Source organism: Microbacterium sp. 22195 (assembly GCF_052056515.1).
Taxonomy (GTDB): Bacteria; Actinomycetota; Actinomycetes; order Actinomycetales; family Microbacteriaceae; genus Microbacterium.
In genome coordinates, this window is the sequence record NZ_JBQEPE010000001.1 from 780,863 (window position 1) to 799,562 (window position 18,700).

At 70.2% G+C, this 18,700-nt stretch carries 19 protein-coding genes; 5 read left to right on the forward strand and 14 right to left on the reverse strand.

Annotated elements, in window-relative coordinates; genetic code table 11:
- Positions 1–2 precede the first annotated feature (2 nt).
- From recA to ACTJJ4_RS03980, 11 genes are all read right to left on the reverse strand, one after another.
- Complete coding sequence (gene recA, locus ACTJJ4_RS03930) at positions 3–1,052, reverse strand: recombinase RecA (RefSeq protein ID WP_440942108.1); 1,050 nt, start codon at positions 1,050–1,052, stop codon at positions 3–5.
- A 273-nt stretch (positions 1,053–1,325) separates the two neighbouring features.
- Complete coding sequence (locus tag ACTJJ4_RS03935; RefSeq protein ID WP_285633024.1) at positions 1,326–1,547, reverse strand: DUF3046 domain-containing protein; 222 nt, start codon at positions 1,545–1,547, stop codon at positions 1,326–1,328.
- Between the two features lie 16 nt (positions 1,548–1,563).
- Positions 1,564–1,872, reverse strand: coding sequence for a helix-turn-helix domain-containing protein (locus ACTJJ4_RS03940; RefSeq protein ID WP_285633026.1), 309 nt, complete (start codon positions 1,870–1,872; stop codon positions 1,564–1,566).
- A 174-nt stretch (positions 1,873–2,046) separates the two neighbouring features.
- Positions 2,047–2,529, reverse strand: coding sequence for a CinA family protein (locus ACTJJ4_RS03945; RefSeq protein ID WP_440942109.1), 483 nt, complete (start codon positions 2,527–2,529; stop codon positions 2,047–2,049).
- The gene (gene pgsA / locus ACTJJ4_RS03950; RefSeq protein ID WP_440942110.1) at positions 2,526–3,101 is read right to left on the reverse strand and encodes a CDP-diacylglycerol--glycerol-3-phosphate 3-phosphatidyltransferase; all 576 of its coding nucleotides are present in this window, start codon (positions 3,099–3,101) and stop codon (positions 2,526–2,528) included. The genes ACTJJ4_RS03945 and pgsA overlap by 4 nt, the downstream gene beginning before the upstream one ends.
- On the reverse strand, positions 3,101–5,851 hold the full coding sequence (locus ACTJJ4_RS03955) for a DNA translocase FtsK (RefSeq protein WP_440942111.1): 2,751 nt from the start codon (positions 5,849–5,851) through the stop codon (positions 3,101–3,103). The genes pgsA and ACTJJ4_RS03955 overlap by 1 nt, the downstream gene beginning before the upstream one ends.
- Before the next feature lie 59 nt (positions 5,852–5,910).
- A complete protein-coding gene (locus tag ACTJJ4_RS03960) occupies positions 5,911–7,587 on the reverse strand; it encodes a ribonuclease J (RefSeq protein ID WP_440942112.1) in 1,677 nt (558 codons plus the stop codon).
- 64 nt (positions 7,588–7,651) lie between these two features.
- Positions 7,652–8,629, reverse strand: a complete 978-nt coding sequence (dapA, locus tag ACTJJ4_RS03965; RefSeq protein ID WP_285633036.1) for a 4-hydroxy-tetrahydrodipicolinate synthase — start codon at positions 8,627–8,629, stop codon at positions 7,652–7,654.
- A gap of 93 nt (positions 8,630–8,722) precedes the next feature.
- Positions 8,723–9,484, reverse strand: a complete 762-nt coding sequence (locus tag ACTJJ4_RS03970) for an SDR family NAD(P)-dependent oxidoreductase (protein WP_440942113.1) — start codon at positions 9,482–9,484, stop codon at positions 8,723–8,725.
- A complete protein-coding gene (locus ACTJJ4_RS03975) occupies positions 9,484–9,960 on the reverse strand; it encodes a dihydrofolate reductase (RefSeq protein ID WP_440942114.1) in 477 nt (158 codons plus the stop codon). The genes ACTJJ4_RS03970 and ACTJJ4_RS03975 overlap by 1 nt, the downstream gene beginning before the upstream one ends.
- A complete protein-coding gene (locus tag ACTJJ4_RS03980; protein WP_440942115.1) occupies positions 9,957–10,766 on the reverse strand; it encodes a thymidylate synthase in 810 nt (269 codons plus the stop codon). The genes ACTJJ4_RS03975 and ACTJJ4_RS03980 overlap by 4 nt, the downstream gene beginning before the upstream one ends.
- 96 nt (positions 10,767–10,862) lie before the next feature.
- On the opposite strand from ACTJJ4_RS03980, the gene ACTJJ4_RS03985 reads away from it, so the two are divergent.
- The 3 genes from ACTJJ4_RS03985 to ACTJJ4_RS03995 all read left to right on the forward strand — a co-directional run bounded on the left by ACTJJ4_RS03985 (position 10,863) and on the right by ACTJJ4_RS03995 (position 12,286).
- Positions 10,863–11,288, forward strand: coding sequence for a thioredoxin family protein (locus ACTJJ4_RS03985; protein ID WP_292697760.1), 426 nt, complete (start codon positions 10,863–10,865; stop codon positions 11,286–11,288).
- Positions 11,285–11,773, forward strand: a complete 489-nt coding sequence (locus ACTJJ4_RS03990) for a DUF4395 domain-containing protein (protein ID WP_440942116.1) — start codon at positions 11,285–11,287, stop codon at positions 11,771–11,773. The genes ACTJJ4_RS03985 and ACTJJ4_RS03990 overlap by 4 nt, the downstream gene beginning before the upstream one ends.
- An 87-nt stretch (positions 11,774–11,860) precedes the next feature.
- Positions 11,861–12,286 carry an OsmC family peroxiredoxin gene (locus ACTJJ4_RS03995; RefSeq protein ID WP_285633047.1) on the forward strand — a complete coding sequence of 142 codons (426 nt, stop codon included), beginning with the start codon at positions 11,861–11,863 and terminating at the stop codon, positions 12,284–12,286.
- Positions 12,287–12,310: 24 nt separating this feature from the next.
- Here the strand turns inward: ACTJJ4_RS03995 and ACTJJ4_RS04000 are convergent, their stop codons facing one another.
- Positions 12,311–12,754, reverse strand: a complete 444-nt coding sequence (locus tag ACTJJ4_RS04000; RefSeq protein WP_440942117.1) for a hypothetical protein — start codon at positions 12,752–12,754, stop codon at positions 12,311–12,313.
- Positions 12,755–12,864: 110 nt separating this feature from the next.
- Between ACTJJ4_RS04000 and ACTJJ4_RS04005 the strand changes: the two genes are divergently transcribed.
- Positions 12,865–13,875 (forward strand): ATP-binding cassette domain-containing protein, encoded by a 1,011-nt coding sequence (locus tag ACTJJ4_RS04005; RefSeq protein ID WP_440942118.1) that lies wholly within the window; start codon positions 12,865–12,867, stop codon positions 13,873–13,875.
- The gene (locus tag ACTJJ4_RS04010; RefSeq protein ID WP_440942119.1) at positions 13,872–14,702 is read left to right on the forward strand and encodes an ABC transporter permease; all 831 of its coding nucleotides are present in this window, start codon (positions 13,872–13,874) and stop codon (positions 14,700–14,702) included. Before ACTJJ4_RS04005 ends, ACTJJ4_RS04010 begins: the two co-directional genes overlap by 4 nt.
- An 83-nt stretch (positions 14,703–14,785) precedes the next feature.
- On the opposite strand, the gene ACTJJ4_RS04015 is transcribed toward ACTJJ4_RS04010, so the two are convergent.
- Positions 14,786–17,950, reverse strand: a complete 3,165-nt coding sequence (locus ACTJJ4_RS04015; RefSeq protein WP_440942120.1) for an ATP-binding protein — start codon at positions 17,948–17,950, stop codon at positions 14,786–14,788.
- Positions 17,947–18,693 (reverse strand): 4-hydroxy-tetrahydrodipicolinate reductase, encoded by a 747-nt coding sequence (gene dapB, locus ACTJJ4_RS04020; RefSeq protein WP_440942121.1) that lies wholly within the window; start codon positions 18,691–18,693, stop codon positions 17,947–17,949. The genes ACTJJ4_RS04015 and dapB overlap by 4 nt, the downstream gene beginning before the upstream one ends.
- Between the last annotated feature and the right edge of the window lie 7 nt (positions 18,694–18,700).

Below are 18,700 nucleotides of genomic sequence, written 5' to 3' on the forward strand. Positions count from 1 at the left end.
GATCAGGCCGGACGACGCTCGGCGAGCTCGTCAGCCGGAGCCTCGGTCGCAGCCTTCACGCCGATGCCCAGCTTCTGCTTGATCTGCGTCTCGATCGCGACGGCGATGTCCTCGTTCTTGATCAGGAAGTTGCGGGCGTTCTCCTTGCCCTGGCCGAGCTGGTCGCCGTCGTAGGTGTACCAGGAACCGGACTTCTTGACGATGCCGTGCTCGACTCCGAAGTCGATCAGGCTGCCCTCGCGGGAGATGCCGATGCCGTACAGGATGTCGAACTCGGCCTGCTTGAAGGGCGGAGCCATCTTGTTCTTGACGACCTTGACGCGGGTGCGGTTGCCGACCGCCTCGGCGCCGTCCTTGAGGGTCTCGATGCGGCGGATGTCCAGACGCACGGACGCGTAGAACTTCAGCGCCTTACCACCGGCGGTGGTCTCGGGCGAGCCGAAGAAGACTCCGATCTTCTCACGCAGCTGGTTGATGAAGATGGCGGTGGTCTTGGTCTGGTTCAGTCCACCGGTCAGCTTTCGGAGGGCCTGCGACATCAGTCGAGCCTGGAGGCCGACGTGCGAGTCGCCCATCTCACCCTTGATCTCGGCCTCGGGGACGAGGGCGGCGACGGAGTCGATCACGACCAGGTCGATCGCACCGGAGCGGATCAGCATGTCGGCGATCTCCAGTGCCTGCTCACCCGTGTCGGGCTGAGAGACCAGCAGCTGGTCGATGTCGACGCCGAGCTTGCGGGCGTACTCGGGGTCGAGTGCGTGCTCCGCGTCGATGAACGCGGCGATGCCGCCGGCGCGCTGGGCGTTGGCGATGGCGTGCAGCGTGAGCGTGGTCTTACCGGAGGACTCGGGGCCGTAGATCTCGATGATGCGGCCGCGCGGAAGCCCGCCGATGCCGAGTGCGGAGTCCAGGGCGATCGAGCCGGTGGAGATGACCTCGACGGGGGCGCGCTCGTCGCTGCCCAGTCGCATGATCGATCCCTTGCCGAACTGACGCTCGATGTGCGCGAGTGCGGAATCCAGTGCCTTCTCGCGGTCGTCGGTGGATGGCATGACGTGCTCCTCAGTGTCTCGAATGCTGCCGCCTGTAGGCTGTCGCGGCCTCTCCGGGATGGATCGACTCTGCGACAAGGCGTATGGCTGGTGCCACATCCATCACGCTAGAGGGGGCCTCCGACATCGAGTCGGGAGAGCCGCCTTCTGTGGATGAAGATCACACCAGGACCACTTGTGCAGAACGATACGCGCATCTCGAACACATCTTCGACGACACGCCGCACGGTCGCGCCCGACTTTCGATCGCCGCTCGCGCTCAGTCCTTGCGACTCAGCGCCGTCGCGGCTCCAGCCGGCCCACGCCGTAGCGACGCTCGGCGGGCACGTCGGCCTCCTCGCACAGCGCGAGCCAGATGTCCCGCGGCGGGACGCCCGCGTCCAGCGCCTCCAGCGCCGTCCTGCCGAGCCCGCTGAGGATCAGATCGTGCGTGAGAGCCGTCGCGCGCCCGCCGAACTCGTCGTCGACAGCGCGCAGGAATTCACTGCGTCGCATCCGTGCCTCTCGCCGATCAGTGCAGCGAGAGCTCGGGCTCGACCGAGGCGACCAGGTCGTCCGGCACGACGTCCGGGAAGCTGCTCAGGCCCTCGAGGACCGAGATGCGGTCACCGACCTCGCGCATGATCGTCGAGATGGGAACGTCGAGTGCGTCGGCGACCGAGGCGAGGATCTCGCTGGAGGCCTCCTTCTGACCGCGCTCGACCTCGCTCAGGTAACCGAGCGCGACCGATGCCTTGCTCGCCACCTGTCGGAGGGTGCGCCCCTTCTGCAGGCGGAAGTCCCGCAGCACATCGCCGATCTCCTGTCTGACAAGGATCATCGGAACCTCCTCTCCACGATCCCCCTCGGAGTCCCCGAGTGGATGGCCAGTCTAACCCGACTGGATGACGCTGAATCTACTGTTTCTCGCTGTGGTTCTGTTGTGAGGGATGATGCGGGTCTGACGGTGTGTCGATTGCTGAGCACATCAGGGACAACCCGCGTTCGGCATCCGCTATTCCCGCAGGGCGCGCAACGCCAGCGCGATCGCGGCGTCCCGCGCCTGCATGCGGATCTCCGCGCGCGATCCTGCGAAGAGGTGGGACCCGGAACGCGTTCCGTCCGGCGTGGCCACGCCGACGTGCACGGTCCCGACAGGCTGCCCGTCGGGCGAGTCCGGGCCTGCGATGCCCGTGGTCGAGATGCCGACGTCGGCAGGCCTGCCGTCGACCGCCACCGCGCGCCGCACGCCCTCGGCCATCTGCACGGCGACCTCCGGGTGAACCGGGCCATGCGCGGCGAGCAGGCCGGCATCCACGCCCAGCAGCGTGTGCTTGACGGGTGTCGCGTAGGCGACCACCGCTCCCCAGAGCGCAGCGGATGCCCCGGGAACGGAGACGATCTCGGCGGCGACCGCTCCCCCGGTCAGCGACTCCGCGACGCCCAGCGTCCAGCCGCGCTCGCGAAGGGCGGCGATGAGAAGCGCGGCGTCGCTCATGCCCGGTCCTGGCGCCCGCGCACCTGCGCGACGACGTAGTCGATGCCGCTCGCGACCGTGAGCACGAGCGCCGCGATCATGAGCACGAGGGTCGTGATCGTCCAGACCGGCATCCCGATCCAGACGTGCAGCGGCAGCAGAGCCCAGCTGAGCGCGACGGCCTGGACCACGGTCTTGATCTTGCCCATCCAGGCCGCGGCGACGACGTGCTCGTGCACGATCGTGAAGCGGTGGACGGTGATCCCCCACTCCCGGATCAGGATGAGGATCACGATCCACCACGGCACCTCGCCCAGGATCGCCAGACCCAGGAACCCCGCGCCGGTGAGGAGCTTGTCGGCGATCGGATCCCACAGCTTGCCGAAGTCGCTGACGATGTCGAATCGGCGGGCGAGGTAGCCGTCCACCCAGTCCGTCGAGATGGCCAGCACGAACAGCACGCTGGCGACCCAGCGCATCGTGAGGCTGTCCGCACCGAACGTGCCCGCCAGGAGCAGGAGCACGAAGAACACGACCGCCAGCGGGATGCGGGCGATCGTGATCGCATTGGGCAGCTGCCGGGGGATCGCCATCAGTCGCGGCCCGTCAGGCCCCAGGCGTCCTCGTCGCCGTCGTCCTCGCGATCGACGACAGGGAGGTCCCGGAACTGCTGCTCGACCGGGTCCTGCGCGTACATGTCGTGCTCGGCCGGCGCGGCCGCGGGAGCAGGAGCGGGTCCTGCCGGCGCGGACGCGGACGGCGTGTCGCCGCGGAGCTTGGCCAGCACCGCGGGCAGCTGCTCGTTGGTGACCAGCACGTCGCGGGCCTTGGAGCCCTCGGACGGGCCGACGATCTCCCGGGACTCCAGCAGGTCCATCAGGCGGCCGGCCTTGGCGAAGCCGACGCGCAGCTTGCGCTGCAGCATCGAGGTCGAGCCGAACTGCGAGGACACGATCAGCTCCGCTGCGGCCAGCAGCAGTTCGAGGTCGTCGCCGATGTCCTCGTCGACCTCCTTCTTCGTGGCCGCGGCCTCCTGCACGTCCGCGCGGTACTCGGGGCGGGCCTGCTGCGTGACGTGCTTGACGACCGTCGCGATCTCGGCCTCGTCCACCCAGGCGCCCTGCAGCCGGAACGGCTTGGAGGAGCCCATCGGCGAGAACAGGGCGTCGCCCTGTCCGATGAGCTTGTCGGCACCCGGGGCGTCCAGGATGACGCGGCTGTCGGTGACGCTGGTGACCGCGAAGGCCAGACGCGAGGGCACGTTGGCCTTGATGAGGCCGGTGACGACGTCGACGCTGGGTCGCTGCGTGGCGAGCACGAGGTGGATTCCGGAGGCGCGCGCCAGCTGGGTGATGCGCACGATCGAATCCTCGACGTCGCGCGGGGCGACCATCATCAGGTCGGCGAGCTCGTCGACGACCACCAGCAGGTACGGGTACGGCTTGAGCACGCGCTCGCTGCCGACGGGGACCTCGACCTCGCCGGCGCGGACCGCGCGGTTGAAGTCGTCGATGTGGCGGAACCCGAACGACGCGAGGTCGTCGTACCGCATGTCCATCTCCTTCACGACCCACTGCAGCGCCTCGGCGGCCTTCTTGGGGTTCGTGATGATCGGGGTGATCAGGTGCGGCACGCCCGCGTAGGACGTGAGCTCCACGCGCTTCGGGTCGATGAGCACCATGCGCACGTCGGCGGGACGAGCGCGCATCAGCAGGCTCGTGATCATGGAGTTCACGAAGCTGGACTTACCGGAGCCGGTGGAACCGGCCACCAGCAGGTGCGGCATCTTGGCGAGGTTCGCGACGACGAACTTGCCGCCGACGTCCTTGCCGACGCCGATGGTCAGGGGGTGCGTGCTCTTCTGCGCGGCGGCCGAGCGCAGCACGTCACCCAGCGCGACGGTCTCCTTGTCGACGTTCGGGATCTCGATGCCGATGGCGCTCTTGCCCGGGATCGGCGAGAGGATGCGCACGTCGTTGGAGGCGACCGCGTAGGCGAAGTTGTTGCTCAGCTGCAGGATCTTCTCGACCTTGACGCCCAGGCCCACCTCGACCTCGTACTGCGTGACCGTCGGGCCGCGCGAGAAGCCGGTGACCTTGGCGTCGACCTTGAACTGCTCGAGCACGCTGGTGATCTGCGCGATCGTCTGGTCGGTTGCATCCGATCGGGTGACCGGCGGCGGCCCGGCCTTGAGGATGCCCGGGTTGGGAAGCACGTACGGTGCCGCCGGCGGCTGCGGACCGCCCGCCCCGGGGCCGGCCGTGCCGAAGCCGTCCAGCCCGGGAAGCTCGCCGGTGGAGCCGGTGTCGTCCAGCAGCGCCGTGGTGTTCTGCTCGTCGAGCAGCCCGGTCAGCGCACTGATGTCGCTGAGGACCTCGGTCGCGGCATCCTGCGGAGTCGGGTCGACCACGACGGCCTGCTCGTACGCGCCGTCACCGGCGGGTTCGTCGAAGAGGGCGGTGATCGCCTTCGAGTCGACCCCGTCGTCGGGATCCTCCTCGCGGCCCGTCTTGTTGCGCCGCCACCAGGGCAGCTCGTCCTTGGCGCTGTCGTCCTCGTCCTTGGGGGCCTCGTCGACGGCGGCGGCACGCAGCGGGCGCTCCGCCCCGAACATCCAGGAGTACAGGTCGCCGAGCCTCTCGCCGATGCGGTTCGGCGGGGTCTTGGTGAGGATCAGGATGCTGAGCACCGCGAGGATGCCGAGCACGATGTACGCCACGACGGCGGTGAGGTGGGCCAGCGGCTCGCCCAGCATCCAGCCGAACAGACCGCCGGCTGCGCTGAGCGCCGGCATGCCGTCCTTCGGCTGCGGTCGGACGACGTCGCCCAGGCTGTTCGCGGTGCCGGCCGCGACATGGCAGAAGCCGGCCATGGCGAGCACGAAGAAGCCGAAGCCGATCCCGATCCGGCCGTTGTCGTGCACGGACGACGGATGACGGAACAGCCACCCGGCGAGGAACAGCAGCAGCACGGGCAGCACGAATGCCACCCGCCCGACGAGCAGCCCCCAGGTGTAGGCGCTGATGGACTGCGCGATCTCGTTGCCGATGAAGAACCATTCGACGACCGCGCCGGCGCAGGCAAGCAGCACGAGCAGGAACGGGAAGCCGTCGCGCCGGTCGTCCTTCTCCAGGGACTCCGGACCGAAGGCGCGGAACAGCGCACCGACGCCGTGGGCGATGCCGAGCCACATCCGCACGCCGACGGGCGGCCTGTCGGCCTCGCCCACGTACTTCTTCGGTGCCGGCGCGGCCTTCGCACCGGAGCGCGAGGTCGTCTGCCGCTTCGGACGCGACGCGGGCGTCGCCGACGCGCGCTCAGACTTCGTGGTGCTCCTGGCCATGCCTCAACGGTACGGCCAGGAGCCGACATCCGGCCGTAATGACGCGGGTTTCCGCGGGATCAGGCCTCGATGACGAGCGGCACGATCATCGGGCGCCGACGCAGCTTCTGGTTCACCCAGCGGCCGATCGTGCGACGCACGATCTGGGAGAGCGCGTGGTTGTCGCGCACGCCGTTGCCGGCGGCCTCCTTGAGTGCCGCGACGATCTTCGGCGCCACGTCGTCGAAGACGCTGTCGTCCTCCGCGACGCCGCGGGCGTGGATCTCGGGGCCGGAGATGATGCGTCCGGTGGCGGAGTCCACCACGACGATCACCGACACGAAGCCCTCCTCGCCGAGGATGCGGCGGTCCTTCAGATCTGCATCCGTGATCTCGCCGACGGTGGAGCCGTCGACGTACACGAACCCGATGTCGTGCTGCCCCGCGACGGTCGCCTTGCCGTCCTTCAGGTCGACGACCGTGCCGTTGGAACCGATGATGGTGTTCTCCTCGGCGATGCCGGTGTCCTGAGCGAGCCGGGCGTTCGCCATCAGGTGGCGGTACTCGCCGTGCACGGGCAGCACGTTCTTCGGCTTGAGGATGTTGTAGCAGTACAGCAGCTCGCCCGCGGCGGCATGGCCGGAGACGTGGACCCGGGCGTTGGCCTTGTGCACGACGTTCGCGCCGAGCTTGGTGAGCCCGTCGATCACGCGGTACACGGCGTTCTCGTTGCCGGGGATCAGGCTGGAGGCGAGGATGACCGTGTCACCGGGTCCCGGCTCGATGGCGTGGTCGAGGTTGGCCATCCGGCTGAGCACGGCCATCGGCTCGCCCTGCGAGCCGGTCGACATGTAGACGATCCGGTCGTCGGGCAGGTCGCGGGCCTTCTTGTATTCGATGAGCACGTTCTCGGGGACGTGCAGGTAGCCCAGCTGCTCGGCGATGGTCATGTTGCGCACCATGCTGCGGCCGAGGAACGCGACACGACGGCCGTGCGCGTGCGCGGCGTCGATGACCTGCTGCACGCGGTGCACGTGGCTCGAGAAGCTCGCCACGATCACTCGGCGCGGCGCCTTGCCGATCACCTGGTCGAGCACCGGGCCGATCGAGCGCTCGGTGGGCGTGAATCCGGGGACGTCCGCGTTCGTGGAGTCGACCAGGAACAGGTCCACGCCCTCCTCGCCCAGGCGGGCGAAGGCGCGCAGGTCGGTGATGCGGCCGTCCAGCGGCAGCTGGTCCATCTTGAAGTCACCGGTCGCGAGCGCCAGGCCCGCGGGCGTGCGGATGGCGACGGCGAGCGCATCCGGGATGGAGTGGTTCACCGCGATGAACTCGAGGTCGAACGGACCGACGCTCTCCTGCTGTCCCTCCGTCACCGTCAGCGTGTACGGCTTGATGCGGTGCTCCTTGAGCTTCGCCTCCACCAGGGCCAGGGTCAGCCCGGAGCCGATCAGCGGGATGTCCTGCTTCAGGCGCAGCAGGTAGGGAACCGCGCCGATGTGGTCCTCGTGGCCGTGCGTGAGCACGACCCCGACGATGTCGTCGAGGCGGTGCTTGATGGGCTCGAAGTCGGGGAGGATCAGGTCGACGCCGGGCTGGTGCTCCTCGGGGAACAGCACCCCGCAGTCGACGATGAGGATCTTTCCGCCGAACTCGAAGGTGGTCATGTTGCGGCCGACCTCGCCGAGACCGCCGAGCGGGGTCACGCGGAGCGTGCCCTGTGCGAGCGGTTCGGGAGCGGCGATGGGGATGGACATGGGTGTCTCCTCAGTCGGACACCGAGTGCCCGTTCGTGGTCGGGCGCTCCACGCGCCCGGGATGTCAGCGCGTGGTGCCGTGCACCTTCGGCAGTGCGCCGCCGGCGGCGGCGTTGCGGTCGGGACGGAAGTTGGAGAAGTCGGCTCCGGGCACGTCGTGGACCAGAGCCAGCTCGTCCTCGATGATCGCGGCTTCCCACTCCTCCGGTCCCACCAGCGGCAGGCGGACGCGAGGGCTGCCGATGCGGCCGAGTCCGTGCAGGATGTACTTGGCCGAGACGGTGCCCGGCACGTGGGTCATGACCGCGCGCACCAGCGGCTCGAGGCGCTTGTGCTCGGCGGTCGCGGTCTTCAGATCGCCGCGGTTCACGGCGTCGACGATCGTGCGGTACGGCGCCGACGTGATGTTCGCCGTGACGCCGATCATCCCGGTCGCACCGATCGCCAGGTGCGGGAGCACGTTCGCGTCGTCACCGGAGAAGTACATGAGGTCGGTCTGGTTGAGCACGCGGCTGACCTCGGAGAAGTCGCCCTTGGCATCCTTCACGGCGAGGATGTTCGGGTGCTTGGCCAGGCGCAGGATCGTCTCGTACTTGATCGGCACGCCCGTGCGCCCGGGGATGTCGTACAGGATGACCGGCAGGTCGGTCGCGTCCGCCACCAGCCGGAAGTGCGTCAGGATGCCGGCCTGAGTCGGCTTGTTGTAGTACGGCGTGACGATCATGATGCCGTCTGCGCCGGCCTTCTCGCTGGCCTTGTAGAGCTCGATCGCGTGCGCGGTCTCGTTGGATCCGCCGCCGGTGATGATCTTCGCGCGGCCGGCGGAGACGTCCTTGCCGACCTCGACCAGCTTGATCTTCTCGGCGTCGGTCAGGGTGGAGGTCTCACCCGTCGTGCCGGTGACGACGATGCCGTCGGCGCCGTCGCTGATGACGCGGTCCAGGTGCTTCTCGACAGCGGGCCAGTCCACTTCGCCGTCGGCGGTCATCGGGGTGACCAGCGCGACGAGGACCTGTCCGAACGGATTGTCGATGTGCGTCATGGATTCAGGTTATCGCGTCGGATGCGGTGGCATGCGCCCGATACCGCGCGGATGACGGGCCGCGCCCGGGCGCGGGGAACGGCGACGACCTGTTCAGACGCGTCCCCGGCGGGCCACGCCGGCCGTCAGCGAGCTCGGCAGGACGCGCGACAGGGCGACGACGACCTTGTACCGCAGCGACGGGATCGACACGGATCGGCCGCGTGCGGCATCCCGCAGCCCCTCGCGCACGACGTCCGCGGCGTCCAGCCACATCAGCTTCGGCACGCCCTCGTGCCCCGGCGCGAGCCCCATCCGCGCGTGGAAGCTGGTGTGCGTGAAGCCGGGGCACACGGCCGTGACGCTCACACCGTCGCGCGAGTACTCGGCATTCGCCCAGCGGCTGAACCCGATCAGCCACGACTTGCACGCCGAGTAGGTGGAGCGGGAGATGAAGCCCGCGACCGAGGCGACGTTGATGATGCGACCGCCGCGACCCCGCATAGCGCGGATCCCGGCGTGCATGAGCCGCATCGATGCCTCGACGTGCACGCGCAGATGGCGCACCTCGTCCTCGATGTCGTTGTCGGCGAACTGCAGCGGCAGCCCGAAGCCGGCGTTGTTGATGAGCAGGTCGATCGGATGCCCAGCATCCGCGATCCGCTCGGCGACCCGGGTCACGTCGGACTCCTGCGCCAGGTCCGCCGCGAGCACCTCGACCGCGACACCGTGCTGCGTCCGCAGTTCGCCCGCCAGGGCGTTCAGGGCATCCGTCCCGCGAGCCACGAGCACGAGATCCGCGCCCTTCGCGGCGAGCTGACGTGCGAACTCCGCCCCCAGGCCGGAGCTGGCGCCCGTGATCAGCGCGGTGGGCATCAGCGCTCGTATCCCAGGAAGCGGTAGCGGATGCCCGTGCGGGAGGTCTCCCACTCCCCCTCGTCGACCAGTCGCCAGCCCTCCCGCGAGGGGGCGAACGCATCGCCGTCGACCTTCAGCTCGAGCTCGGTGACCTCCAGCCGGTCGGCGTGACCGATCACCTGCCGGAAGATGTCGGAGCCGCCGATGAACCACATCCGGTCGAGACCGCGGACCGCCTCGTCGATGTCGGCGGCACGCCGCACGCCCTCCGCCGCCCAGTCCTGCTGCCGGGTGATGACGATGTTCTCCCGGCCGGGCAGCGGACGGAACCGCTCCGGGAGCGACTCCCAGGTGCGCCGGCCCATGATCACCGGGTCGCCGAGGGTGATCTCCTTGAAGTGAGCGAGGTCCTCGGGCACGTGCCAGGGCATCCCGCCCGCGGCGCCGATGACGCCGCCTTCGGCTTCGGCCCAGATCAGGCCGGCCCAGCTCATACGGCCACCGCCGCGCGGATCGCGGGGTGATGCTCGTAGCCGACCACCTCGAAGTCCTCGTAGCGGTAGTCCAGGATCGAGTCCGGGGTGCGGGTGATGCGCAGCGTCGGGTACGGGTACGGCTCGCGGGTCAGCTGCTCCCGCACCTGCTCGACGTGGTTGTCGTAGATGTGGCAGTCGCCGCCGGTCCACACGAAGTCGCCGGGCTCGAGACCGGTCTGCTGCGCGACCATCAGGGTCAGCAGCGCGTACGAGGCGATGTTGAAGGGCACGCCGAGGAACAGGTCGGCGCTGCGCTGGTAGAGCTGGCAGGACAGCTTCCCGTCGGCCACGTAGAACTGGAACATGGCGTGGCAGGGCGCCAGCGCCATGTCGGGGATGTCGGCCGGGTTCCAGGCCGAGACGATCAGCCGGCGCGAGTCCGGCGTCGCCTTGATCTGCTCGATCACCTGGGAGAGCTGGTCGATGCTGTCGCCGTCCGGCGTGGGCCACGAACGCCATTGCACGCCGTACACCGGACCGAGGTCGCCGTCCGCATCCGCCCATTCGTCCCAGATGGAGACGCCGTGCTCCTGCAGCCAGCGCACGTTCGAATCGCCGCGCAGGAACCACAGCAGCTCGTACGCGATCGACTTGAAGTGCACGCGCTTGGTCGTGACCAGCGGGAAGCCCTGGGACAGGTCGAAGCGGATCTGCCTGCCGAACACGCTGGTCGTCCCGGTGCCGGTGCGATCGTCCTTGTGCGTGCCGTGCTCGAGCACGTCGCGGAGCAGGTCTTCATAGGGCGTGGGGACGGCGGCGCTCATGCCTGCCACGATACCCGCCGAGGCGGGGTCGGCGGCGTTCCGTCATGATCCGTCACATCGGGTCCTGCACCCAGCGGACGGACTTATCCTCGGCTCATGTCCCCGATCCCCGCGCTGCTCGTCCTGGCAGCGCTCGTCGTGATCGCCGCCGCGGCCGGCGTCGTCTGGCGCGCCCGCGACGGCCGTCGTCGCGGCGGATCGGATGTCGTGGACCTCACCGACCTGGGGGTCACGGCCGGACGCGTCACGCTGGTGCAGTTCGGCACCGAGACGTGCGCCCGCTGCCCGCAGGTGCGGCGGATGCTGCAGGGCATCGCATCCGCTCTGCCTGCCGTCGACCACGTCGACGTCGACCTGACGCACCGCCCCGATCTGGCTCGGGCGCACCGCGTGCTCAGCACGCCGACGACGTTCCTCATCGGAGCGGACGCCGTTCTGGTCGCCCGATTCAACGGCGTGCCGCGCCGCGCGGACGTCGAGGCCGCACTCAGCGAACTGCCCGTCCTCCAGGAGGCATCATGACCGACACCGCCCCCGCCGCGCCGCGCGGCATCGATCCGCGCGCGCCGCGCTTCGCCGCCTGGATCACCTCCGCGCTGCTGCTGGTGGCGACGTTCCTGGGCCTGATCGGGATCGGCGGGTCGCGCGTCGATCCGGCATTCGTGCTGACCGCGGTGATCGCGCTGCTGTTCTTGTGGGGCGTCCTGTCCCCCACGACCTCTCCGTGGAGCGTGCTGTTCCGCCGCGTCGTGCGGCCGCGCCTCGCGCCGCCGACCGAGCTCGAGGATCCCCGACCGCCGCGCTTCGCGCAGGGCGTCGGCCTTTTCGTGGTCGTCGTCGGACTGCTCCTGCACCTGCTGGGCGTTCCGCTCGCGCTGCCGATCGCGACGGCCATGGCGTTCGTAGCCGCCTTCCTGAACGCCGCGTTCGGCTTCTGCCTCGGCTGCGAGCTCTACCTGCTGCTGCAGCGCGCCGGCGTGTTCGGACGCGGTCCTCGCGCGGCCTGACCGGTACCGCCGGAGCCGCCTCCTGGATAGGCTTGCGAAGCGACGCGAACCCGCGTCCACCGCATGATCGCGACCCCTGGAGGAAACATGCCCGTCACCAGCGAAGCCGCCGCCACCTGGACCGGTTCCCTGACCGAGGGATCCGGCACCGTCGCGTTCTCGAGCTCGAACCTCGGCACCTTCCCGATCGACTGGAAGGCCCGCAGCGAGGGCTCCGACACGACCACCACCCCCGAGGAGATGATCGCCGCCGCGCACGCCTCGTGCTTCAGCATGGCGCTCTCGCACGCGCTGACCGAGAACGGCACCCCGCCCGAGCGCGTGAACACCTCGGCATCCGTCACCTTCAAGCCCGGCACCGGCATCACCGGCAGCCACCTGAACGTGAACGCCACCGTCCCCGGCCTCACCCCGGAGAAGTTCCAGGAGATCGCCGAAGGCGCCAAGACCGGCTGCCCGGTGTCGCAGGCCCTCGCGGGCATCGAGATCACCCTCGAGGCCAGCCTGGCCTGATCGCCTCGGCGGTCCTGCAGGACGTCAGGGACGGACGCGAGCGAGGCGGATCGCCTCGCGGATGCTGGCCCTGGCGTCCTTTCTGCGTCCGGACGCCTCCTGCACGACACCGAGCCGGTACCGCGCGCGCCAGTCGTCGGCATCCGCGTCGGCCGCCGTCCTGTACTGCGCGATCATCGGCTCCACGTCCTCACGGAGCAGGCGCCCGCTCGGGCTCAGGGCCTCCGGCGCCTCGGGCATCCCGCCCTCCCCGTCGAGCTGACGCCCGAGCCGGTCGGCGGAGAACCCGAACATCAGCTCGCGCACGAGCGCCCATCCGCCGATCACGGCGATGACGATCAGGCCCACCCCGAACGCGATCGACAGCGGGGTCGCGGCGGAGAACATGAGCACGGCGAACCAGGCGGCGACGACGACGTACAGGAAGAGCGCCGCGCCCATGACTGCGACGCCGATGCGAGAGCTCATGCCTCAATCCTAGGAGCCCGCGGAGACGGTTCCCTCCCGCTGACAGCGGCTGACAGGCGCCGACAGCGGAACGACAGTACGACGATAGCGGCCGGGCGGATGCTCGTCGCATGACGAACTCCACCTCAGAATGGGCCATCGCGGCCGACGGACTCGTGAAGGTGTTCGGTGCGAACCGCGCAGTCGACGGCGTCGACCTGCGCGTGCCCACCGGCACCGTCTACGGGGTCCTCGGCCCGAACGGCGCCGGCAAGACCACCACCATCAACATGCTCGCGACGCTGATGCGTCCCGACGGCGGCGACGCCCGCATCTTCGGCCACGATGTCGTCCGCGAGGCGCACATCGTCCGCCAGCTCATCGGGGTGACCGGCCAGTTCGCCTCGGTCGACGAGACGCTGTCGGCGAACGAGAACCTCATGATCTTCGCGAGGCTGCTCGGGCTGACCCGCGCCGAGGCGCGCGCCAAGTCCGCGGATCTGCTGGAGCGGTTCGGGCTCACCGAGGCGGCGCGCCGCCCCCTCGCGCAGTTCTCCGGGGGCATGCGCCGCCGCCTCGACCTCGCCGCCTCGCTCATCGCCCAGCCGCCACTCATCTTCCTCGACGAGCCGACCACCGGCCTGGACCCGCGGACGCGTGGGCAGATGTGGGACACCATCCGCGAGCTGGTCCGCACCGGGTCCACCGTGATGCTGACCACGCAGTACCTCGACGAGGCCGATCAGCTGGCCGACCGCATCGCCGTGATCGACCGCGGCCGCGTCGTCGCCGAGGGCTCGCCGGACGATCTCAAGGCATCCGTCGGAGCATCCTCGCTGCAGCTGCGGCTCACGCAGCCCGCGGACGCCGAGGACGCGCTGCGCGCCATCGAGCGCGTGCTCGGCGTGCAGGGCGTGCTCTCGCCCGAGGCCGCCCGCATCACCGCCCCCATGACGGACGCCGATCGCGTCGCGGACCTGCTCATCGTGCTCCGCGAGGCCGGCATCGGCCTGAACGAGATGAGCGTGCAGAAGCCCACTCTCGACGAGGTCTTCCTCACCATCACCGGTCACTCCGCAGACGCCGACGCCGACGACACCGCGGCCCCGGCCGCCTCACAGAAGGAGGAGGTGCGCGCATGAGCGCTCTCGCCCCCACCGCCACCCGCATCATCCCCGCGTCCGAACGCCGGCTCAGGAACCACGCCGGCCTCGGTCTCGCGCTGCGCAACACCGTCACGATGGCCGGGCGCGGCCTGATCAAGATCCGCCGCACGCCGGAGCAGCTGATCGACGTCACGCTGCAGCCGATCCTGTTCACCCTGATGTTCACCTACATCTTCGGCGGAGCGATCTCCGGGGACGTGCAGTCCTACCTGCCGGTGATCATCCCCGGCATCCTGGTGCAGACCGTGATCACCACCTCGGTCGTCACTGGCGTGCAGCTCCGTGAGGACATGGACAAGGGCGTGTTCGACAGGTTCCGATCCCTGCCGATCGCGCGCATCGCCCCATTGTCCGGCGCGCTGCTGGCCGACACGGTGCGCTACGCGATCGCCACCGTGCTCACGTTCACCATGGGTGCGCTGATGGGCTTCCGTCCCGGCGGCGGCATCGCATCGGTGGTCGTCGCGGGGCTGCTCGTGATCGTGTGCTCCTGGGCGGTCAGCTGGATCTTCGCGTTCTTCGGAGTGATCGCGCGCACGGCATCGAGCGTGCAGGGCATCTCGATGCTCATCCTGTTCCCGCTGACGTTCCTCTCCAACGCGTTCGTCCCGGTCGACACCATGCCCGGCTGGCTGCAGTGGTTCGTCAACATCAACCCCGTCTCGCACCTGGTGACGGCCGTCCGGGATCTCACGGCCACGGGCGCCTTCGGTGCGGATGCCTGGATCTCGATCCTCGGCGCAGCCGTGATCGTCGCGATCTTCGCACCGCTCACCGTGCGGGCCTACATGCGCAAGGCCTGATCCGCGCTGCAGAGGGACGTCCGCCGCCGGCGGGCGTCCCTCTCGGCGTTCCGCGGCACCTCGTGCCGTCGGGCGGGGCGCGATCAGCGCCCCGCGAGCACCGCCAGGCCGCGCTCGACCCGCCGGCCCGCGGGCAGGGCGGCGATCTCCGCGCGCACTCGCGCCACGGTCTCGGCGCCGGCCACCCGCTCGGCATCCGCCAGATGCGCGGCGAGGTCGAGCGTCGGCATGTTCTGTCTGCCGCCGAGGACCTCGGACAGCGCGACGGCCTCGACCGCGCGCTCGACGTCGCCGGGGCTGCGGAGCGCCCACGCCGACCAGCCCATCAGCGCGGTGCCCAGCACGGGTCGATCCACGCCTTCGCGGCGCTGCCTGCAGGCGGCGATCGTCCTGGTGCGCAGCCTTCGCTCCCAGACGGCGCACTCCTCGACCGGCAGACGCAACGAGCGGACGGCCGCCGAGAGATAGCCCGACATGGCCATGAGGTACCAGGGCGAGCGTCGCGTGGCCGGTTCGGCGAAGGCCCGCATCGCGGCCGCGAACGATGCGGATGCCGAGGCGAGGTCGCCGTCCAGAAGATCCGCCTCGGCGAGTCCGTACCGGCCGATGGAGGTGAGCTCCAGGCCGTCCTGACTGAGACCGCCCTCGTCGACGAGACGCTGGAACAGCGGCCGGGCCTCGCCGGTGCGCCCCAGGCGCAGCAGCGCGCCACCGCGGACCCACTCCTGCTGACTCAGCTGATCCTGCGCGTCGTACTCCCGGAAGACCACGGCGGCGCGGTCCAGCCACACCAGTGCTTCCTCGGCCTCCCCCGTCTGCGCGGCCAACTGGGCGGCGAGGTCGGCGGCCATGCCCTCGGCCCACCGCTCGCCGAGCCTCCGTGCTCGCTCCCAGGCGCTGCGGGCGGCATCCATCGCAGGCTCCGCCTCACCGTCGTTCTCCTCGGCCTGCGACACGAGGATGTCCGCGGCGAGCTGTGCACGCGGGTCGGTCTGCCCCGCCCGGATGTCCGCCGCGCTCGACGTCTCCCCGCGCGCCGCCGCGTCCAGTGCCTCGGTCAGAAGATGCCAGGCGGGAGCGAGGCGATCTCCGGCGCGCGCTCGATGCAGCCGCAGCAGCGCGAGCCCCCTGGTCGCCCACGGATCGCCGCTGATCAGGCATCCGAGCACGCCCATCGCCATCGTGATGACGACCACGTCCGGGTCGATCCGGTCGCGATCGGACGAGGCGGCGGTCTCGATCATCCGCGGCGCATAGCCGATGAACTCGGTGAAGGAGCCGCGGATGAACCAGGACTGCCCGAGAACGGCGAAGAGCAGCACGGCGTCCGCGTCGCGGCGCTCGGTGAGCAGGTGCCGCAGGATGTGGACGAGGTTGTCGTGCTCCCGGACGACGGCCAGATGCTGCGCAGCGGTGAGGCCCACGGGGAACAGCCGGCCTCCCTCGCCCTGCTCGCAGGCGAACGCGGTCGCCCAGGCGATCACGGCCTCCCAGGCAGCCCCTTCCCTGCCTGCGTCCTGAAGTCGCTGCTGACCGAACTCGCGCACGGTCTCGAGCATCCGGAAGCGCACCTCCGCGCCCGAGGCGTTCTCGATCACGCCGAGGAGGGAGTGCGAGACCAGCATGTCGAGCACGTCATCCGCCGGTGCATCGCCGAGCACCGCCTCGGCGATCGATGCGGAGAATCCGCCCGGCAGCACCGAGAGCAGGGCGAGCGCGCGCTGCGCCTCGGGCGCCAGCAAGTCCCAGCTCCACTCGATCACCGCCTGCAGGGTGCGGTGCCGCTCCGGCGCGGACCTGTCGCCGGTCGTCAGCAGCGCGAACCGGTTCTCCAGCCGCAGCTCGATCTGCTCGGGGGTCATCGTGCGCACGCGCGCAGCGGCGAGCTCGATCGCCAGGGGCAGTCCGTCGAGGTGGCGGCACAGCCGTGCGACCGTCTCGAGGTCGAGGGTCGCACCGGGGCGGGCGGCGTGCGCCCTCTCCATGAAGAGACGGACGGCCGGAGCTCCGGGATCGGCGTCGATCGTCAGCGGATCGAGCGGCAGCACCTGCTCGGCGGCGACCGCCAGCGGTGTGCGGCTCGTCGTGACGATCCGCAGAGTCTGCACCGCAGACAGAAGCTCGGCTGCGCACTGCGCGGCGCCGTCGATGACCTGCTCGCAGTTGTCCAGCACGAGGAGCGTGGACCGCTCCCCCAGCATCGCCGTCACGCGCGCCATCAGGTCGGGTCTCTGCACCGGCTCGTTCAGCCGCCGGCCAGGCGTGCTCTCGCTGATCCCGAGGGCGGCGGCGACGGCGATCTGCACCCCGGCGTCCTCCCGCACGCCTGCGAGGGGGACGACGACCACCGCCGGCGCATCGGCGTCGAGGGCGATCGCCTGCGCCAGCCGCGTCTTGCCCAGACCGCCGGCACCGAGGATCGTCAGCAGTCGCGTCCGCGCGAGCAGGGCCTTCGCCTCACGGAGCACGTCGTCCCGGCCGATGAGCTCGTTCGGGGCGGCCTGGACGCCGATGCGCACGCGCGCCCCGACCTGATCCGAGCTCTGCAGCAGCCGCGCGTTGAGCTCGACCGCGGCGGGTGACGGCGACGCTCCGAGCTCGTCCCGCAGCCGTGCGCGCAGGTCGGCGAAGACCGCGAGAGCCTCGGGTGCGCGACCGGCGCGGGCCAGCGACTCCATCAGCGCCACGTGGATGCTGTCGTCGAGCGGGCGCTCGCCCGCCAGTGCGGCCAGGAGCGCGACGGCATCGGCGTCTCGACCGGCGTCGGCGTAGGCGGCGGCGAGGCCGGAGCGGATCGTGCCGAGCAGCGCGCTCGCGGTGCGGGAGAGCTCTCCGGCCACGGGCGCGTCACCGAGATCCAGGCCCGGTTCGCCGCGCCACAGCGCGACCGCGGACTCGAGCAGCTCGATCCGCCGTGGATCCCGATCAGCCCGGTTCGTCGCCTCCAGGACGATCTCCCGAGCGCGCTGCAGATCCGTCGCGTCTGTCCCCAGCGCATACCCGCCTGGAGCGCTGCGCACGAGCTCCGAACCGCCTGCCGCGCGCGCCCTGGAGACCAGCGTCTGCAGCGCGGCCTTCGGATTCTGCGGCGGGTCCTCGCCCCAGACGTCGTCGGCGAGGGCCGCGACGGAGCGGACCTTGTCGCTTCCGGTCAGCGCGAGCGCGGCGAGCAGCGCTCTCATCGCCGCTCCGCCCGCGTCGTGGCCGGCCACCTGCACGGGGCCGAGCACGCCGACGGGAAAGGTCATGCCTTCGGGCGCAGGCCGAGGTCGATGATGTTCTCGAGTCCGATGACGAGATCGCGGTTGTCGCGTGCGAACGGCACCGCCAGCCGGATGCCGGGCGCGTAGGCTGCCGCGGAGTCCACCGTGTCGTGCACGATCGTCAGGGACTCCCCTGCGCCGGACAGGATCGCCTCCTGCCGGGCGATCACGCCCGGGCGGCGCAGGGAGTGCACGGGGATGCCCGCGACCTGCTGCCCCCGAGCGCGCTGATCGACGTGCGGGGCGTCGAACGGTCCCTGCTCCTCGCGAGCCTCGGCCATCTGTTCGGCCGTGCGCACCGCGGTGCCGCTGGGAGAGTCGATCTTGGAGTCGCGGTGGGATTCGACGATCTCGGCGAAGGGGAAGAACGGCGCGGCGGCGGCGGCCAGCGCGGTGCCCAGCGCGGAGCCCAGCGAGAAGTTGGGGATGAAGACCACACCCGTCCCGGCGGTGGCCTGCAGCGGGCGCACCAGCGAGATGCGCTCCTGGGACCAGCCCGAGGTGCCGACCAGGATGCTGATGCCGCGCTCGAGGGCCGCGCGGACCACCTCGATGCTCACGGCCGGGGTGGACGCGTCGACGACGAGGTCGGCGCCGTCGAGCTCGCTGAGATCGCTCGCGGAACCGAGGACATTGCGCACCTCGAAGCCGTCGAGCTCGTCGATCACCGCGTGGATGATGCGGCCGAGTTTGCCTGATCCGCCGACGAGGGCAACCTGAGTGGTCATGTCACCA

Bases quoted from the DNA above. Each gene is read 5' to 3' on its own strand.
- recA (WP_440942108.1), bottom strand. From the start codon at position 1,052: ATGCCATCCACCGACGACCGCGAGAAGGCACTGGATTCCGCACTCGCG.
- ACTJJ4_RS03935 (WP_285633024.1), bottom strand. From the start codon at position 1,547: ATGCGACGCAGTGAATTCCTGCGCGCTGTCGACGACGAGTTCGGCGGG.
- ACTJJ4_RS03940 (WP_285633026.1), bottom strand. From the start codon at position 1,872: ATGATCCTTGTCAGACAGGAGATCGGCGATGTGCTGCGGGACTTCCGC.
- ACTJJ4_RS03945 (WP_440942109.1), bottom strand. From the start codon at position 2,529: ATGAGCGACGCCGCGCTTCTCATCGCCGCCCTTCGCGAGCGCGGCTGG.
- pgsA (WP_440942110.1), bottom strand. From the start codon at position 3,101: ATGGCGATCCCCCGGCAGCTGCCCAATGCGATCACGATCGCCCGCATC.
- ACTJJ4_RS03955 (WP_440942111.1), bottom strand. From the start codon at position 5,851: ATGGCCAGGAGCACCACGAAGTCTGAGCGCGCGTCGGCGACGCCCGCG.
- ACTJJ4_RS03960 (WP_440942112.1), bottom strand. From the start codon at position 7,587: ATGTCCATCCCCATCGCCGCTCCCGAACCGCTCGCACAGGGCACGCTC.
- dapA (WP_285633036.1), bottom strand. From the start codon at position 8,629: ATGACGCACATCGACAATCCGTTCGGACAGGTCCTCGTCGCGCTGGTC.
- ACTJJ4_RS03970 (WP_440942113.1), bottom strand. From the start codon at position 9,484: ATGCCCACCGCGCTGATCACGGGCGCCAGCTCCGGCCTGGGGGCGGAG.
- ACTJJ4_RS03975 (WP_440942114.1), bottom strand. From the start codon at position 9,960: ATGAGCTGGGCCGGCCTGATCTGGGCCGAAGCCGAAGGCGGCGTCATC.
- ACTJJ4_RS03980 (WP_440942115.1), bottom strand. From the start codon at position 10,766: ATGAGCGCCGCCGTCCCCACGCCCTATGAAGACCTGCTCCGCGACGTG.
- ACTJJ4_RS03985 (WP_292697760.1), top strand. From the start codon at position 10,863: ATGTCCCCGATCCCCGCGCTGCTCGTCCTGGCAGCGCTCGTCGTGATC.
- ACTJJ4_RS03990 (WP_440942116.1), top strand. From the start codon at position 11,285: ATGACCGACACCGCCCCCGCCGCGCCGCGCGGCATCGATCCGCGCGCG.
- ACTJJ4_RS03995 (WP_285633047.1), top strand. From the start codon at position 11,861: ATGCCCGTCACCAGCGAAGCCGCCGCCACCTGGACCGGTTCCCTGACC.
- ACTJJ4_RS04000 (WP_440942117.1), bottom strand. From the start codon at position 12,754: ATGAGCTCTCGCATCGGCGTCGCAGTCATGGGCGCGGCGCTCTTCCTG.
- ACTJJ4_RS04005 (WP_440942118.1), top strand. From the start codon at position 12,865: ATGACGAACTCCACCTCAGAATGGGCCATCGCGGCCGACGGACTCGTG.
- ACTJJ4_RS04010 (WP_440942119.1), top strand. From the start codon at position 13,872: ATGAGCGCTCTCGCCCCCACCGCCACCCGCATCATCCCCGCGTCCGAA.
- ACTJJ4_RS04015 (WP_440942120.1), bottom strand. From the start codon at position 17,950: ATGACCTTTCCCGTCGGCGTGCTCGGCCCCGTGCAGGTGGCCGGCCAC.
- dapB (WP_440942121.1), bottom strand. From the start codon at position 18,693: ATGACCACTCAGGTTGCCCTCGTCGGCGGATCAGGCAAACTCGGCCGC.